Origin of the sequence: Caproicibacter fermentans, from assembly GCF_014303955.1 — a bacterium.
Lineage (GTDB): Bacteria > Bacillota > Clostridia > Oscillospirales > Acutalibacteraceae > Caproicibacter > Caproicibacter fermentans.
In genome coordinates, this window is record NZ_CP060286.1 from 3226568 (window position 1) to 3243548 (window position 16981).

Here is a 16981-nt window from a genome sequence, read left to right on the forward strand (position 1 = left end):
GGGCCGGCGGACAACACGAAAACTGATCGAGGTGTGTGAATTGCAGCAATATGACATGATCATTATCGGCGGCGGGATAACCGGCTGCGCCATCGCGCGGGAGCTTTCCAAATACCGGCTGAAGGTCGCTTTATGCGAAGCATCCGCCGATGTTGCGGCGGGTACGACCAAAGCGAACGGCGGCCTGATCCATGCCGGAGACGATCCTGTGCCCGGAACCCTGAAAGCGCTTTTAAACAGCAAGGGGTGCCTGATGTACCCCGTTCTTTCCGAAAAGCTGGGGTTCCGTTTTCAGAAAAAGGGCTCGATGGTGGTCGGCTTCGACGAAAAGGATCTCGCCGTTTTAAAGAAGCTGCTGGAACGCGGCCGGCTGAACGGAGCTCCGGACCTGGAGCTGATCGGCGGAGACCGCATCTTCGACCTGGAACCGGAGACAAACCGGAAGGCGAAATATGCTCTTTATACCCCGCACACGGGAATGGTGGACCCGTTTGAAGTCGCGATTGCTTTCTGCGAGAACGCGGTCGCCAACGGCGTTCGGCTGTATCTTTCCTCCCCTGTTACGGCGATCCGCAGAGCGGAGGGCGGCGGGTTCCTGGTTACTATCCCGAAAGGGGAGATTGCCGGCAGGTATGTTCTTAACTGCGCCGGCGTGCACGCGGACGACGTGGCGCGGCTGGCCGGCGCGGATGAATTCACCATTCGCGCGCGCCACGGCGACCTGCTGGTGATGGACAAAAACTGTGGGATCCGCGATGTGATGACGCTGTATCCGGTGCCAAAGCCCGAATCAAAGGGCGTCGTCCTCATGAATTCCGTTTCCGGGAATATCCTGGTCGGCTCCACGGCGGTCATGATGGAAAAAGACGACGTCGCGAGCTACCGCGATGGGATCGAAGAGCTGATTTCCAGCGCGAACCGGCTGATCGAGAAGCTGGATACCCGCAAAGTGATCCGCACGTTTGCGGGCAACCGCGCCGTTGTCGTGGGAAACAACAACGACTTTTACATTCGGCCCTCCCAAAAAGTTGAAGGGCTGTTCCATATTGCCGGAATCCAGTCCCCGGGGGTGGCTTCCTCCCCTGCGATCGCGGCCTATGCGGTTCAAATGCTTAAGGCTTACGGCGTGCCGATGGTTGAAAAGGACGACTTTATCGACACACGCACTCCGCCGGTCGATTTCAGCACGCTCACCGCGGAGGAACAGGATGAGCTGATCCATAAAAACCCGGCATATGGCCGGATCGTCTGCCGCTGTGAGTGCGTGACCGAGGGGGAAATCGTCGACGCCCTGCGCCGAAACCCCAGACCGACGACGGTGGACGCCGTCAAACGCCGCACCAGGGCGGGAATGGGACGCTGCCAGGGCGGCTTCTGCCAGCAGAAGGTTCTCGGCATCATGGCGAGGGAACTGGGGCTCAGCCCGACTGAGATCAGTCTCGGCGGGGCGGATTCTCAGATCGTTTACTCCAAGCTGAAGGAGGGCTGCTGATATGAATAAGCTGCAATTTGACGTTGTGGTGATCGGGGGCGGGCCCGCCGGCATGGGGGCGGCGCTGAAGGCGCAGGAAAACGGCGCGAGCGTCGCTTTAGTCGAGCGAAACCCGCGCCTGGGAGGAATCCTGCTGCAGTGTATCCACAGCGGGTTCGGTCTGAGGCTTTTTAAGAAAGAGCTGACCGGGCCGGAGTACGCACAGCGTTTTATCAACCGGCTGAAGGATACGGGTGTGAAAGTTTTTCTTTCCACCATGGTACTGAGAATCACTCCCGACAGGGAAGTGGTCTGCATGAACGAGACGGGAATTACCGTGATCCGCGCGAAAGCCGTTGTGCTCGCAATGGGCTGCCGCGAACGCACCCGGGGGGAAATCAAGATTCCAGGCGACCGCTGCGCCGGCGTTATGACTGCCGGCCAGGCCCAGCACTATATCAACATCGACAATTTCTGCCCCGGCCGTCGGTTTGTCATTCTCGGCTCCGGGGATATCGGGCTCATCATGGCGCGCCGCCTGAGTCTGGAGGGGATGAAAGTAGAGGGCGTTTATGAGCTGATGCCGTATCCGAACGGCCTTGTCCGGAATCTCAAAAACTGCCTGGAGGACTTTGGTATTCCGCTGCATCTCTCCACCACCGTGTCCCGCGTCATCGGCAAGAACGGCCGCGTTTCCGCGGTCGAGGTGACAAAAGTGGACGACAGACAGCGGCCTTTGGAGGGAACGTCTGAAATCGTGCCGTGCGACACGCTTCTTCTTTCCGTCGGCCTGGTCCCGGAAAACGAACTGTCTCTCGGCGCCGGAGTCAGGCTCAATCCCCGCACGAACGGCGCGGCGGTGGACGACAGCCTGCAGACCAGCGTCCCCGGCGTCTTTTCCTGCGGCAACGTTCTGCACGTGCACGACCTGGCGGATAACGTCACAATGGAGGCGGAACGCGCGGGGGAATCCGCGGCCGCTTATGCAAAGGGCGTTCGGGGCGAAAGTACGGCGGACCTGAAAATCCGCTGCGAGGAACCGATCGGCTATACGGTTCCTTCGGTCATTCGCTCGCGCGAAAAGACCTCCGTCATGTTCCGCGTGCGGCGTCCCTGCGACCGTGCGCGCCTGACGGTTATATCCGCCGGAGAAGTTTTGCTGCGGGGCAAACCGCGCCGATACATCCCGAGCATTATGGAAGAGCTGATCCTGACGCCCGCTGTTTTGCAAAAGGCCGAAGGCGAGATCACTATGAAAATCGAATCCGTATGAGGAGGAATCCTGGATGGACACCAGAAAACTTGTGTGCACGGTCTGCCCGAACAGCTGCGGCATAACCGTTGAGTTAAACGAAAAAGCGGAAACGGTCCGGGTTTTGGGGAACAAATGCCCGCGCGGCGAGGCTTTTGCCAGACAGGAAATCACCTGCCCCGTACGGGTGATCACCAGTACGGCGCTGCTTCGCTGCGAAGACGGAAGGGAAGCTCTGCTTCCGGTGCGTTCCTCCGAGGCGTTCGCGCTGAGCAAGCACGCGCGGGCCATGGAGCTGCTCCGGCATGTTACGGTGCGCTCCCCGGTCAGGATGGGCGACATAATCATCCGCAATTTGCTGGATACGGGCGTTGACCTGATTGCCTCATGCGATTCCTGATTTCAGCGCTTTCATCACCGGCATTTGGGCTGGTTATCATTCTTGGCGTCACTTTTCTTATTTACGCCGTCTGCCGGGCCCGCTTGTTCCGGCGCGGCGTCGTAGATGCGGCAGCCGTATTTTTGAAGAGAGGTGTGCCATTCCTGAGAAAGAGGCCGGTCGGTGATAATTGCGCTCAGGCAGTCGTACCCGCAGATGGTGATGAACGATGCCTGATTGAATTTTGTATAGTCCGCGACCAGGTAGCATTCTTTGCTGCGCTGAAGGATGGTTTTACGTATCTGAGCCAGGTCGTCGTTGGAATCCGTAACGCCCTGGTCGATGGAAAGCGTACGGCAGGAAAAGAAAGATTTATCCACATAATACTCGTTCAGGGCTTTCTGCGCTTTGCTGCCGTAGAAAGCAAGCTCTTTGAGGGAGAAAAACCCGCCGATGCCGATCAGGCGGATGTTCTCCTTTTTGGAAAGAAGATTGATAATGGGCAAAGAGTTTGTAATCAGCGTGAGCCTCATGTCCTCTACGGCCTTTGCAATTGCGAAAGTGGTCGTTGAATGATCCAGAAAAACAACGTCGCCGTTTTGGATGAGGCTCCTGCATTTTTCGGCGATAATGCCTTTTTCCTTTAGGTAGACGGTGGAACGAATGCTGTAGTCGATCAGATTTTCAACGCCTGTCTGTACGAAGGCTCCGCCGTAGGAACGCAGCAAGACTCCCTCCGATTCCAGACTTCTGAGATCGCGCCGGATCGTTTCGTCCGTTACGGAGAACAGTTTGGCAAGCTCCGAAACCGTGGCGCTTTTCTTTTCCAGAATCAGATCTTTAATTTTCTGTTTGCGTGTAACCGATAACATCGGGCAGGACTCCTTTCCTGATTGCGGCGGATTCCGAAATGCGCTGCCGCCGCTTTTCAACGCTTTTTTTAGTTTGTGGGCAATGGCTTCCCGGGGTTCATCGGATTGTTCGGCTCTTAACGCTGCACCCTCCTTTCCAACTGAAAATTTCACGGGCCGGCAGTCCGAAAAAAACAAGAATTCAATATAAAACAACATAACAACAAAATTGCTTATAACAATTATATAATATATATCCTATAAATGCAAATATTTTTTGGGAAATTACGTAATATTTGCCTAAATATGATTGACACTCCAACATAATAATGGTATAATCCATCATAAATCCAAATAATGACGAGATAAACAAAAATGCAGAATGGGGCGATAAAATGTTTGTACAAAATAACTATCCCACCGATGAGCAAGCAAAATTGGATATCGTCAAATATGGACGCGGATTGTTTCAACACGGTTATGTGGTATCAAATGACGGGAACATTTCGGTGAAGGTATCGGAAAATGAAATCTGGTGCACCCCGACGGATGTATCCAAGGGAGATATGAATCCCGATATCATGGTGAAGCTCGATTTGGACGGAAACATCATAGAAGGGCATGAAACGCCGTCTTCCGAAGTGAAGATGCATCTGCGTGTTTATCAGGAGAATCCGGACGTCATGGCGGTTGTGCACGCCCATCCCATCTATGCGACGACATTTGCGATTGCGGGCGTTGCGCTGGATGAGCCGACGCTCATGGAAGCGCTGATGCAGCTTGGCAGCGTGCCGGTGGCAAAATATGCAAAGCCCGGTGTGGACGAAGTCCCCGAAAGCATCGCGCCTTTCTGTAAGGATTACAACGCCGTTCTTCTTTCCAATCACGGGGCGCTGACCTGGGGGGATTCCATTTCCACGGCATACCGCCGCATGGAGGTTTTGGAGGATTATGCAAGGATTACGTTTAACCTTCATCTTCTTGGAAAAGCCCGCTATCTGACGGAGGAGCAGCTGGCGGGGCTGGATGAACGCCGGCGGGCCGGCGGCTTTACCACCGGACTGCTGCCGCGTGGGGTCAGCCGGCCGCAGAACGCGTCGGATGTTCTTCCGAGAACAGCTGACCTCGGACCGCTTTAAAAGTACAGAGAAAAGGGGATACGGTTATGTTAAGCAGGAATTTAATCCGTTTGAATCTTGATGTAAAAAGCAAAGAAGAGGCAATCCGCATACTGGCCGAAGATTTTGTGGAGGCCGGCGTTGTCAAAGAGAGCTTTGTGGATGCGGTGCTGGAGCGCGAACAAGAGTCGCCGACGGCGCTTCCGGCCGTCGCTTATGATGTTGCCATTCCCCATACCGTGAGCGCTCACGTGATTACCCCGGCGATGAACGTCGCCGTGCTGAAGCACCCGGTGGAATTTCAGCAGATGGGGTCTCCCGACGTCACGCTTCATCCCCAGGTGCTGTTTATGCTTGCCATCAGCGACCCGAAAGATCAGCTTTCACTGCTTCGCCGCATTATGAAAATGCTGCAGAACAAGGATCTGCTCAATCAGATCCGCGCCGCAAAAAGCGAAGATGAAATTTATGGTTTGCTCAAACCCGTCATTGAAGTCTGACCGCTTTTCATGGATTAATATCAAAGCCGCGGCCGAGGTATTAACATAGATTTTATCTAAAAAAGGAGTGTGTGTTTATGGCAACAAGAATCAAGATTTTATCAATCTGTGGCTCGGGGGTGGTGACCTCGAACATGGTAGCCGGCAAACTCAAGGATCTGTTTGCGGAAAAGGGCTACGACGCGGAAACGGTCGAAGCCAATTCCAGCGAGGTCGAAGGCTGCTGCAGCCGGGAGCACTTCGACCTGATCGCGTATGCAAGCCCGATCAGCAACAACTGCGGCGTGCCAGCTTTCAACGCGATCGGCTTGATTACCGGAATGGGCGAAGACGAATTTATGGAGGAGGCGATTGAAGCACTGCATAAGGCCGGGAAATAACCGGATTGAGCTTTGGTAGCTGCGGAGGTTGTACGGGAAAAGGGGCATATCGGCTTCTTATTCCGAAATGAAATTGGGAGGATTCACAATGTTTTTTACAGCGATTAAAACCTTCTTCGATACATTTGGACCCGTCGTATTTGTACCGGTCGTCATCTTTATCATTGCGGTTATCCTGAAGGTTCCGGTCAAAAAGGCTTTTATGTCCGGCTTGTCCGCCGGCGTCGGCCTGGAGGGATTTAACCTTGTGATCGGCGCTTACAGCCCTATCATCACGCCGATCATCAATCAGCTGGTTAAGGATACCGGCATTCACCTGAATATCCTTGACATGGGCTGGCAGACCACTTCGATCATCGCATATTCCACAAACATCGGTATGATCTACCTGGTTGTGGCGATCGTACTCCAAACCGTGCTGTTTCTGACGCATTATACCAATGTATTCCAAGCCGGCGACCTTTGGAACAACTACTCCTACATGGCTTGGGGGTCCTGCTTGTTCCTGCTGACAAAGAATTTTGCGCTTTCCCTTTCCTGCATGATCATGCAGCAGCTTTTCACCCTCTGCTTTACAGAGGTGATTGAAGAAAGATGGTCCAAATACTATCGTTATCCAAGCTGCACCATCGCTTCCCTACATACCGCGACCGTCGGCGTTTATGCGGTCGGCATGAACTGGGTCCTGAACCGTCTGGGTCTCTACAAGGTGAAAGCGGACCCGGAAAGCTTCCGAAAGCGCTTCGGCTTTTTGGGCGAACCCATGACGCTGGGATTTCTGCTTGGGCTGTTTATCGGCGTCATCGGGAACATAAAGCATCTGGGAGAACTCGCATCCTGGGGCACGATTCTCGTCTGCGGTGTCGCCACCGCCTCCGTCATGGCGGTTTTTCCGAAGATTTCGGGCATTTTCGCCGGTTCCTTCGGGCCTATCACAGAGGCTTCCAAAAAATCCGTGAAAGGAACCAAGGGAGAATGGTACCTGGCCGTCAACGACGCCTGCGGATACGGCGAAACCGCAACGCTGATTTCCGGAATTGTTCTGATGCCGATCGTACTGATCATTTCCTTTATTCTTCCGGGAAACCAGACGCTCCCCATGCTTGATCTGGTTGCGATCCCATACGTCATCCAGCCCTGCGTTGCCTGTTCAAACGGCAATATGCTCAAATCCATTATCTCCGGCGGCATTTACTGCGTTTTGTTTTTGTATTGCTGCACCATGACCGGCAGCGCGTTCACCGATGTGGCCAAGAGCGTCGGCACCATCGAAATCCAGGCCGGCGTAATGATGATCACAAGTTTTATCATACTTGGTCAGCCGGTCGGCGCAATTATCTTTATGGCGTTCCTTTCGAAGAATCCGATCGCGATCGGGGCGGTCGTAGCCGTGTATATTTTCTCTTACATTTTTGTACGCAAGAATCGCGCCAAGATTCACGCCTGGATCGAAAAAGAAGCGGTGAACCCCGGCCATATAAACGACAGTGCCGCCACCGTGCCCGCGCAAAGCTGAACATCCCGCTTTTCATGCAGCGGCATTCGGCCTTGCCGCTGCGGCAGCCGTTCGGTCGACAGCTATGTTAACGTTCCGAGGGAAAAAGGGGCGCCGCACTGTTTCGGCGGTGCGATTTCCCCTTTCCCTTTTTTGAAATGATGAAAAGCCGTCTGGAAGCTTTCCAAAGTCAAGGAGGAGTTTGAATTGGTATGTCAGGGAAATCCGGTGTCCGAAGGAATCGCGATCGGCAAGGTCATGCGATATGAGCCGTTTGTTCCTGTGGTCGACAATACGGCGATTGCCGGGGAAAAGATACCGGCGGCCTTGAGCCGTTATGAGGAAGCGCGCAGCGGCGCGAAGCAGGAACTGGAGGAATTGCGGCTTCGCCTTGAGCAGGAAGACCCGCAAAAAGCCAAGATCATCAAGGCCCATATGGATATCCTGTTTGACGTGGCCATGGAGGAGGAAATCCGCGACGAGATTGCCGGAGGAAAAAGCGCGGAGGCAGCGGCGGACCAGATCTTTCGAAAATACGCCAGGATCATTGGAAGATCCGCGGATGAAAGGATTCGGGAGCGCGCTTCGGACCTGGAGGACGTCAGATGCCGCCTGCTCAGGAACTGCATGGGAATTCCGGAACGGAATCTGGCGTTCCTCGCGGAACCGGCGGTGGTCGTAGCAAAGGATCTCTTTCCGTCGGATACCGCGTCCATGGACCGCCGGAAGGTGCTCGCCATTGTCACGGAGGTCGGCGGCCCCACTTCGCATACCGCGATTCTCGCACGCAGTTATGGAATTCCGGCTTTACTGGGTGTAAAGGATGCGCTTTCGCTGCTGCAGAGCGGTCAATCCGTCATCGTAGACGCCGTGGACGGCAAACTGATTGTCAACCCTGCCGGCGAGGAGGAAAAAGCGTATCGCAGAAAGGCGGCCGAGTTTCGGCGCCAGGCGGAAGAGACGAAAAAATATCTGGACGGCGACTCCTTTACAAAGGACGGCGTAAAAATTGAGGTTGAGCTGAATATCGGTTCCGCCAACGCACAGGAAATCGACGCAATTCGGCACACAAACGGCGTGGGCCTCTTTCGCTCCGAATTTCTGTATCTGGGAAGAGAGACTCTTCCCACGGAGGAGGAACAATATAAAATATACCGCAGGGTTCTGATGCAGGCGGGAGACGCCCCCGTGATTCTGCGAACCTTGGATATCGGCGGTGACAAGAAACTTGAATGCCTGCAGCTTCCGAAGGAGGAGAATCCGTTCCTCGGCAACCGCGCCCTCAGACTTTGTCTGGAGCGCCGCGATATTTTTAAGACCCAGCTTCGCGCGGCGCTCCGCGCCGGTACCGTAGGAAATTTGTGGCTGATGTTTCCGATGGTGGGCAGCATGGACGACATCCGAAAAGCCAAGGGGGTTGTCAGGGAAGTACAGCGGGATTTGGATTGTGAAAAGATTGAATATAACAGGGAAATTAAAATCGGCATCATGATTGAAATTCCCGCCATCGCCCTGATCGCGGATCTGGCCGCCAAAGAAGTCGATTTTGCGAGCATCGGCACGAACGACCTTTGCCAGTATACCACGGCGGCGGACCGGCTGAACCAGAATGTCGCACAATATTATCAGAGCTACCACCCGGCGCTGTTCCGGCTGATACGCGATACGGTGCGGCAGTTCGACAGGGCCGGGAAACCGATTTCCGTCTGCGGTGAATTGGGGGGCGACGGTCTCGCCATGCCGGTCCTTCTCGGCTTCGGCATGCGGCGTGTCAGCATGGGATTATCGGCGGTCGCGCGCGCGAAAAGGATCATTTCCCGCCTGGATCTGGCGCAGGCGCGGGACATGGCGGACCGGGTCTGTCAAATGGAAACGGCGGGAGAGGTGGAAGCGTATCTCAGAGATGCGCTGAAAGATATTGTATAAGAGATAAGGAGACACGACGATGTATTCGAAGAAAACCGTTATTGCGAACCCGACCGGGCTTCACGCGCGCCCGGCATCCGACTTTATCGCGGCGGCAGGAAAATTCTCCTCCAAGATCAGAATTTCCCGCGTTGCCGGGGACCCGGAAGAAGATGCGGCGAATGCCAAGAGCATTATCAGCTTGCTTTCCTTGGGGCTTGCCCAGGGAGAGGAAGTAGAGGTCTTTGCGGATGGGGCGGATGAAAAACAGGCGGTGGACGATCTGGTCGCGCTCATCGATTCCAAATTCGGGGAATCATCCGCAGGATGAACGGCCGTTGCAAACAGGGGAGGGATGGCTGATATGGAGCCGATCGCTTATCAATTCAAATTGACGATGGATGATTACAGGGAAATGGTTTTCTTCTCCACTTTTTCGTTTCGCAAAGGGCAGAACATCGCTGTCTTAATCGCCTGGATCGCGGGCTCCTCCGCCTTTTTGCTTGATTTGGCCGGAATCATCGAGCTGACGGAAACGATCCACCTTTGCGCTCTGATGGTGGCCGTTACCATGCCGATGCTCTTTGTGAGCGCTTTGCTCCGCGTCCGCCGGTTTAAGCGGGACGGATCCGCTTACCGCAAAAGGGCGCATACGGTATTGCTGGCAAAAGACGGGATGCAGTACCGGGAAAGCGGAAACTACCATACCGGAAAGGACAACTGGGACGACATCGCTTACGCCTTCGAGACGAGTCATCTTTTTATGATCTTCCGGACGCAGAACGACGCGGTCCTGCTTCCCAAAAGAGGCGTGCCGGAAGATTTGATTGAAAAAACCCGCGTTTGTCTGAAGGAGCATCTCGGCGTTCGTTTTAAAATACATTGCAGGGCCGGGTCTAAGAATTGGAAACGGACTGGAAAATCCGGCGCAGCCATGTAACTTTTTGCGATAAAATGATTTAAAAAGGCAAACGGACTCCTGACGGCAAGAGCCCGCTTGTTTTTTTGAGCTGTTTAAAATCTCAGGAAGAACGGTTTTTCGCGTGCTTTTTGGCAGGGAAGAGGGAGAGAACCCCTGTATGGGTCCGCAGCGGACGACCGTTCAGCGAACAATGCCTCTTAATTTTTGCAGACGCGGAAAAGGGTTTCCGCGTTTTCTTTTGCCAAATTTAAAATATCCTGCGGACTTTCGCCTCGGATTTCAGCGATTTTTTCCGCGACGAAAGGGATCAGCGAGGAATCGTTGCGCTTGCCGCGGTACGGGACCGGCGCGAGATAGGGACAGTCGGTTTCCAGCAGCAGGCGGTCGCGCGGCAGGCTCTTTACCACCTCGATCGGAACGCGTGCGTTCTTAAAGGTAACGGAACCGCCGACGCCGAGATACATCCCGAGCCGAACGGCTTCGGACGCCATTTCAACGCTGCCCGAAAAGCAGTGGATGACCCCGGTCGGGCGGTGGCGGCGCAGCAGCTCCATGGTGTCGCCGTGCGCGTCGCGGTCGTGCACGATCACCGGCAGGCGGAGCTTGTTTGCCAGAAGAATCTGCTTTTCGAAAATATCGCGCTGCACGTCTCTGGGGGCGTTTTCCTCAAAGTGATAGTCAAGGCCGATTTCCCCGACCGCAACAATGTGCGAATCGGCGAGCAGCTCTTCCAGCTGTGCCTGCCAATCGGCGGGAACGTCTTTGGCGCATTCCGGATGAATGCCCGCCGCCGCCGAAAAATAGCCGTACCGCCCCGCAAGTGAAATTGCTTTTCGGGAAGAGACAAGGTCCGCGCCGCAGTCGACCACATGGCAGACGCCCCGCTCCGGGAGCGAAGCGAGCAGTTCGTCCCGGTCGGCGTCGAACGCTTCGTCGTCGTAATGCGCGTGGCTGTCGAAAATATTGGAGTAATTCATATGACCTCCATCAAAGATTTCTTTAGTGCGTTGAGGTGCATGGGATAAAAGCCGTTCCTGTTCCGTGAAAGCATCTCTTTGCACTTTTGGCGTGTGGCCCATCGCATATTGGCGGTTTCGTTTGTTTCCGTCGGTAAAGTTCCTCTGCTTGGCACACGAATGTCTGCAAAACAAGAAATATCCGCCATCCGCCGAAAGATTTTGTGTGGAAAAAAACCGGGAGAATCCAAAGACTCTCCCGGCGAATGTGATGAAAATCAGCATTGGGCTAAATGCCGGGCGTGCGCGCGGCTTTAGGCTGCTACCGGATCTTGCTGCCGGCGGGAACACCGTCGACAAAGACCACCCGGACATCGTCCTCGCCGGCGTCGGCGGCAAGGATCATTCCCTGGCTTTCCACGCCGCAGAGCTTGGCTGGCTTCAGATTTGAAACCACAATGACCGTGTGCCCGATCAGGTCTTCCGGCTTGTACCACTGCGAAATGCCGGAGGCGACCGTGCGTCCGCCCATGCCGTCATCCAGCGTCAGCTTTAAAAGCTTTTTGGAACGCTTGATCGGTTCGCAGGCCGTTACTTTTGCCGCACGCAGATTCACTTTCGCGAAATCTTCGATTCCGATCTGTGCGATTCCCTCGGGCTGATCCTCCGCTTTCGTTTCCTGCGCGGCTTTTGCGTTTGCCGGGTCGGCAGGATTCGGAATCAGCTTGTTCAGTTCCTCAATCTCTTTGTCCACATCGATGCGGGGGAAGAGGGTCGCCCCTTTTTTAACGACTGCATCGGTTGTAAATACGCCCCAGCTTCCTGCTGATTCATAGGTTACCGCATCGCCGGAAATGCCGAGCTGCTCCTGAATTTTCGGGGAAGTTTCCGGCAGAAACGGAGTGAGCAGAACGGATATGATGCGGAGCGACTCGCACAGATTGTAAAGAACCGCCGCAAGGCGAGCCTTTTGACTTTCGTCTTTGCCCAGCGCCCAGGGCGCCGTTTCGTCGATATATTTGTTCGTGCGCGAAATCAGCTTCCAGATTTCCGCGAGCGCGTTCGAGAACTGGTATTTATTGATCGCCTCGTCGCACTTGCCGCGCAGGGAAAGCGCCATGGCCTTCAGCTCTTCGTCGAGCGGGGCCGCTTCGCGTTCCGCGGGGATTTTCCCGCCGAAGTATTTTTCCGCCATCGCGGTCGTGCGGGAAAGCAGGTTCCCCAGGTCGTTCGCAAGGTCGGAGTTGATGCGGCTGATCAGCGCTTCGTTCGTAAACAGGCCGTCGGCGCCGAACGGGATTTCCCGCAGCAGGAAATAGCGGATCGCGTCCACACCGTAACGGGAGCAGAGAATCATCGGGTCGACCACATTGCCCTTGCTTTTGCTCATTTTGCTTCCGTCGCCGAACAGAAGCCAGCCGTGGCCGTAAACCTGCTTCGGCAGAGGAAGGTCGAGCGCCATCAGCATTGCCGGCCAGATGATGGTGTGGAACCGGACGATTTCCTTGCCGACGAACTGCACATCCGCGGGCCAATATTTTCGGTAAGCGGAATCGTCGTTCGAGTTGTACCCGAGCGCGGTGATATAGTTGGTCAGCGCGTCCAGCCAGACGTATACCACGTGCTTCGGGTCAAAGGTGACCGGGATGCCCCAGGAAAAGCTGGTGCGGGAGACGCACAGGTCCTCAAGGCCCTGCTTGATAAAGCTGATCATTTCATTCTTGCGGCTTTCCGGCTGGATGAAATCAGGGTGTTCCTCATAGTATTTCAGGAGCGGTTCGGCAAAATTGGACAGGCGGAAGAAATAGGCCTCCTCGCTGACGATTTTCACTTCGCGGCCGCAGTCGGGACACTTGCCGTCTTTGAGCTGCGTCTCAGTCCAGAAAGCCTCGCAGTCCGTGCAGTACCAGCCCCTGTATTCACCCTTGTAAATGTGCCCGCGGTCGTACAGATCCTTGAAAATCTTCTGAACGGCCTTCACGTGGTACTCATCCGTCGTGCGGATAAAGCGGTCGTTTGAGATGTTCAGCAGTTTCCACAGATCTTTAAAAACCTGCGCCATGCGGTCCACATATTGTTTTGGCGTGACGCCTTCCTGCTCCGCTTTTTGTTCGATTTTTAAACCGTGTTCGTCCGTCCCGGTTAAAAACATCACGTCGTACCCCTGCATTCGCTTGTAGCGCGCGATGGCGTCGCTGGCCAGCGTGCAGTAGCTGTGTCCGATATGGGGCTTGCCGGACGGGTAATAGATGGGCGTCGTGATGTAAAAGGTCTTTTTCTCCATTTTTTCAGCCTCCGGGAACTTAATTTTTATTATTATACCATTCTGTGCCATAAAATAAAAGCAATTTCACTTCTTACGGAAAAACGGCGGGTTTCCCCGCCGTCACAAGCCGTTGATCGCGGCGCGCGACCGCAAAAATCAGGTTCCGTCCGAGCTGCTTTCGGACGAGCTGTTTTCGCCGTAGAGAAATTGCCGCAGAACGGTGCAGTTCTTTTCCAGATTGATCGAAACCACTTTCCCGATTCCTTTCACGGAAACGCTGTCGTCAAAGGTATTGGGAGCGGGAATCTGCTGAGTTTCAATTTTGTAGCCGGAAAGCGACGCGCCGACGGACGCAAGGTACAAAAGCTGGCTGTCGCTCAGGTTCGTTTTTACATAATTTAAATAATCGTAAATCAGTTTGTTGGCGTCGATGAGGTTCATGGATTTCATTTTTTGGATCATAAGCTCCACGACCTGCCTCTGCCGCCCCGTGCGGCCGTAGTCGTCATGACCGAATTCGTCGGTCGCGTGGCGGATGCGGGCGTAATAAAGGCAGAGTTTTCCGTTTAGATGGTGGGTGATGGTTTTTTCGCCGGCGGAGGGGTAGGACAGATGGCTTCCCATATTTGCATTCTCCGCCTGGCAGGCCGCTTTGGACATCGGCACGTCCAGCCCGCCCATTTTGTCAATCACGGCGACGAAGTTATTGAAATCGACCGAAATATACTGGTCGATATTGATTCGGTAATTGTTTTCCAGCGTCTGCATGGTCAGGGCGACTCCGCCGTTCGCGTAGGCGACGTTGAGCTTGTTTTTCCCGACGGTCGGAATTTCCAGGTAGGAGTCCCGCAGAAAAGACACCAGCCGGATGCTTTTGGATTTGCTGTCGATGGACATCAGCATGTTGGTGTCCGACCGGCCGTCGGAGCCATCCTCGTTCTCATCCACGCCGAGCAGCAGGATGTTCATGACGCTGTTGTCAGACTTTACGTTCCAGGCCGGGGCGCCGCTCGGCAGCTGCACATAATTCGCCAGCTGCGAGCTGGTTACGTCGGAACGGTCCAGGCGGGAGGAGAGAATGTGGAAATAAATAAATCCGCCGCCGACCGCGGCCAGCGCGACAACGAGGAGCAGAGTGAATAATTTTTTCAGGCAGCCGCCCTTTTTCCGCCGCTTTTTGGCTTGTGTGCCGCGGCGTTTGGGGGAATTGCTGTAGATATCCCGGTCGACCACATTGTAGCGATCGATTTCCTGCGTGTCCCAGGAAACATTTCGGCGCGCCGACGGTCTGCCCGCGGCGTTTCGGCTGGCGCCGGAGCCGGCACGGCGGACGGGACTTCCCATGTTTTGTCTGTTCATACTGCACCTCGCGTTCATTTCAATCAAGCCTACTTATTGTATTGCAAAGAGGAGGGCTTGTCAACGCGGAGCGTTTTCGGCGGCTTTATGAAATTCCTGTGAAGATCGGGCAAAACACTGTATTTTCAATCCGCCGTTTGCTATAATAAAACGAATGGGACGAATGGGAGGGATTGCCATGAAGCATCAGCCGGCGCCGGGAAAACCGCATGCGCTGTTTGTCCGGATTCTTGCCGGAGTCTGCGCGGTTTTGATCGCTGCCTCCGCTTTTTTTCTGGCGTTTTTTTCCTGAAGACCGGTCGTCGCGGCAATGCGGCGGACTTTTTGTTTTAACAGCCGGAGACTCCCAAATTTTGAACATACAGAGGTATCTTTGAATGGATCAGTTGGTTACCACATTGATCAATGCCCTGCGGGGCATTCCCGCTGAACTGATTGTGTTTCTTATTTCTCTTTTGCCGCTGCTGGAGCTCAGGGGCGGCATCCTTGCGGCGGGTTTGCTGCACGTCGGAATGATCCGTGCGTTTTTTATTTGTCTGGCCGGCACGCTGCTGCCCGTCCCTTTTATCCTCCTTTTTTTCCGAAAAATTCTGGACTGGCTGCGCAACACGCGCTTTGTCCGTCTGGTGCGCCGGCTGGAGGACAAGATGAACCGCAAAAGCAAACAGATTGAAAAATACAAGACGTTCGGCCTGCTGCTGTTTGTCGCGATTCCGCTGCCCGGCACCGGCGCGTGGACAGGCTCCGCCGCCGCCGCCCTGATCGGCATGAAGTTCCGGCACGCGCTGATTTCCGTGGTGCTTGGCTGCGTCGTCGCGGATGTGATTATGTGCCTGCTCGCCTACGGCGTTTTGGGCTCGATTCTGTAGGAAAGGAGGGACCCCCATGCAAAAGGCGGATCTTGCGGTCGTCGGGGGAGGGGCCTCCGGCATGGCCGCGGCTTTGGCCGCCGCGCGGGCCGGAGGGCGCGGGACGAGCGTCGCGGTGCTGGAAAAGAACGACCGCGTCGGAAAAAAGCTGCTGCTGACCGGCAACGGCCGCTGCAACCTGACCAACCGCTGCGCGGGAGAAAGCTCCCACTACCACGGGGACGCGGCGGCGCATCGGATTCTGAAAGACTTTTCGCCGGAACAGGCGCTTTTGCTGTTTCAAAAGCTGGGCCTGCTCTGCCGTGAACTGGACGGCGGACGGATTTATCCATACAGTCTGCAGGCGGCATCCGTTTTGAACGTTCTGCGCAGAAATCTGGACCGCCGCGGCGTCGAGACCGTCTGCGGCTTTGATGTAAAGAGTATTCAGAGGTCGCACGGTGGATTCTTGCTGTCTTCCCCGCAGCGAGAACTTTTTGCCCGGAGGCTGATTCTTGCGGCGGGCGGTTCAGCCTGCCCGCGCTCCGGCTCGGACGGCGGGGGAGCTTTGCTGGCGAAAGCACTGGGCCACACCGTCGGGCCCCTTTTCCCGTCTTTGGTTCAGGTCAAAACGGACCCGGCGCGGGTGCGCCCTTTAAAAGGGGTTCGCTGCCCGGCTGCCGTTTCGTTCCGCGCGGAGGGAAAAATCCTGCGCGCATCCGCCGGGGAAGTCCAGTTTACGGAAAACGCGCTTTCCGGCATCTGTATTTTTGAGCTTTCCCGGTGTGTCGGCGAGGTTCGAGCTCCGAAGAATGCGGAAATCCTGCTTGATTTGTTTCCGGAGCATTCGCCGGAAAAGCTGAAAGAGCTGTTGCGGGCAGCCTCGGTCGGCGCGGGCGGCTGGACCGTTTCGCAGCTTCTGGAGGGTTTTCTGCCCAAAGCGCTGACGATCGAGCTGTCGAAATCCGCGCTGGGCGGCGCGTCGACGCCGGCCGGCCGGCTTTCGGACGAAACGCTGGACCGGCTGGTTTCGGCGGCGAAAGGCTATGCCTTCCCGGTCAGGGGGACGCTTTCGTGGGACCACGCGCAGGTAACGGCGGGCGGCGTTCCTCTTTCGGAACTGACGGAGCGACTGGAATCGAAAAAGTGCGGGGGACTGTATCTGTGCGGCGAGCTGCTGGATGTCGACGGCGACTGCGGGGGATATAATCTGCACTGGGCCTGGGCCAGCGGTGTAACCGCCGGAAGGGCCGCCGCGGAATCTTTAAAAGGAGGGTGA

At 55.4% G+C, this 16981-nt stretch carries 16 protein-coding genes; 12 read left to right on the forward strand and 4 right to left on the reverse strand.

Translation table 11 applies throughout. From position 1 onward, the window contains the following. The first annotated feature begins 40 nt into the window (after positions 1-40). From HCR03_RS16025 to HCR03_RS16035, 3 genes are read left to right on the forward strand one after another with little or no spacing between them, the layout of a single operon-like run. Positions 41-1492, forward strand: coding sequence for an NAD(P)/FAD-dependent oxidoreductase (locus tag HCR03_RS16025; RefSeq protein WP_066642064.1), 1452 nt, complete (start codon positions 41-43; stop codon positions 1490-1492). 1 nt (position 1493) lies between these two features. Further along, a complete protein-coding gene (locus HCR03_RS16030; RefSeq protein ID WP_187035352.1) occupies positions 1494-2744 on the forward strand; it encodes an NAD(P)/FAD-dependent oxidoreductase in 1251 nt (416 codons plus the stop codon). A gap of 13 nt (positions 2745-2757) precedes the next feature. Next, a complete protein-coding gene (locus HCR03_RS16035) occupies positions 2758-3123 on the forward strand; it encodes a DUF1667 domain-containing protein (RefSeq protein WP_066642081.1) in 366 nt (121 codons plus the stop codon). Positions 3124-3137: 14 nt separating this feature from the next. On the opposite strand, the gene HCR03_RS16040 is transcribed toward HCR03_RS16035, so the two are convergent. Beyond that, positions 3138-3974, reverse strand: a complete 837-nt coding sequence (locus HCR03_RS16040) for a DeoR/GlpR family DNA-binding transcription regulator (protein WP_083209901.1) — start codon at positions 3972-3974, stop codon at positions 3138-3140. 374 nt (positions 3975-4348) lie between these two features. Here HCR03_RS16040 and HCR03_RS16045 point away from each other — a divergent pair, with 374 nt between their 5' ends. The 7 genes from HCR03_RS16045 to HCR03_RS16075 all read left to right on the forward strand — a co-directional run bounded on the left by HCR03_RS16045 (position 4349) and on the right by HCR03_RS16075 (position 10291). Continuing rightward, on the forward strand, positions 4349-5092 hold the full coding sequence (locus tag HCR03_RS16045; protein ID WP_156989853.1) for a class II aldolase/adducin family protein: 744 nt from the start codon (positions 4349-4351) through the stop codon (positions 5090-5092). A gap of 26 nt (positions 5093-5118) precedes the next feature. After that, positions 5119-5571, forward strand: coding sequence for a PTS sugar transporter subunit IIA (locus tag HCR03_RS16050; RefSeq protein WP_066642098.1), 453 nt, complete (start codon positions 5119-5121; stop codon positions 5569-5571). A 77-nt stretch (positions 5572-5648) separates the two neighbouring features. Continuing rightward, positions 5649-5951: a PTS sugar transporter subunit IIB gene (locus HCR03_RS16055; RefSeq protein ID WP_066642107.1), complete on the forward strand. Its 303-nt coding sequence runs from the start codon at positions 5649-5651 to the stop codon at positions 5949-5951. Between the two features lie 88 nt (positions 5952-6039). Further along, positions 6040-7467 (forward strand): PTS transporter subunit IIC, encoded by a 1428-nt coding sequence (locus tag HCR03_RS16060; RefSeq protein ID WP_066642109.1) that lies wholly within the window; start codon positions 6040-6042, stop codon positions 7465-7467. Between the two features lie 186 nt (positions 7468-7653). Continuing rightward, positions 7654-9372 (forward strand): phosphoenolpyruvate--protein phosphotransferase, encoded by a 1719-nt coding sequence (gene ptsP, locus HCR03_RS16065; RefSeq protein ID WP_228724996.1) that lies wholly within the window; start codon positions 7654-7656, stop codon positions 9370-9372. A 19-nt stretch (positions 9373-9391) separates the two neighbouring features. Then, the gene (locus tag HCR03_RS16070; protein WP_066642111.1) at positions 9392-9682 is read left to right on the forward strand and encodes an HPr family phosphocarrier protein; all 291 of its coding nucleotides are present in this window, start codon (positions 9392-9394) and stop codon (positions 9680-9682) included. Between the two features lie 24 nt (positions 9683-9706). Continuing rightward, complete coding sequence (locus HCR03_RS16075) at positions 9707-10291, forward strand: YcxB family protein (protein WP_139103978.1); 585 nt, start codon at positions 9707-9709, stop codon at positions 10289-10291. A gap of 179 nt (positions 10292-10470) precedes the next feature. Here HCR03_RS16075 and HCR03_RS16080 read toward each other — a convergent pair whose 3' ends face one another. From HCR03_RS16080 to HCR03_RS16090, 3 genes are all read right to left on the reverse strand, one after another. Next, entirely contained in the window at positions 10471-11250 is a 780-nt protein-coding gene (locus HCR03_RS16080) for a TatD family hydrolase (protein WP_187035355.1), read from the reverse strand. A 301-nt stretch (positions 11251-11551) separates the two neighbouring features. Continuing rightward, entirely contained in the window at positions 11552-13513 is a 1962-nt protein-coding gene (metG, locus tag HCR03_RS16085) for a methionine--tRNA ligase (RefSeq protein WP_187035357.1), read from the reverse strand. A gap of 138 nt (positions 13514-13651) precedes the next feature. Continuing rightward, complete coding sequence (locus tag HCR03_RS16090) at positions 13652-14854, reverse strand: LCP family protein (RefSeq protein WP_187035359.1); 1203 nt, start codon at positions 14852-14854, stop codon at positions 13652-13654. Between the two features lie 377 nt (positions 14855-15231). Here HCR03_RS16090 and HCR03_RS16095 point away from each other — a divergent pair, with 377 nt between their 5' ends. Continuing rightward, positions 15232-15723, forward strand: a complete 492-nt coding sequence (locus HCR03_RS16095) for a COG2426 family protein (RefSeq protein ID WP_066642120.1) — start codon at positions 15232-15234, stop codon at positions 15721-15723. Between the two features lie 16 nt (positions 15724-15739). Continuing rightward, positions 15740-16981 carry a BaiN/RdsA family NAD(P)/FAD-dependent oxidoreductase gene (locus HCR03_RS16100; RefSeq protein ID WP_187035361.1) on the forward strand — a complete coding sequence of 414 codons (1242 nt, stop codon included), beginning with the start codon at positions 15740-15742 and terminating at the stop codon, positions 16979-16981.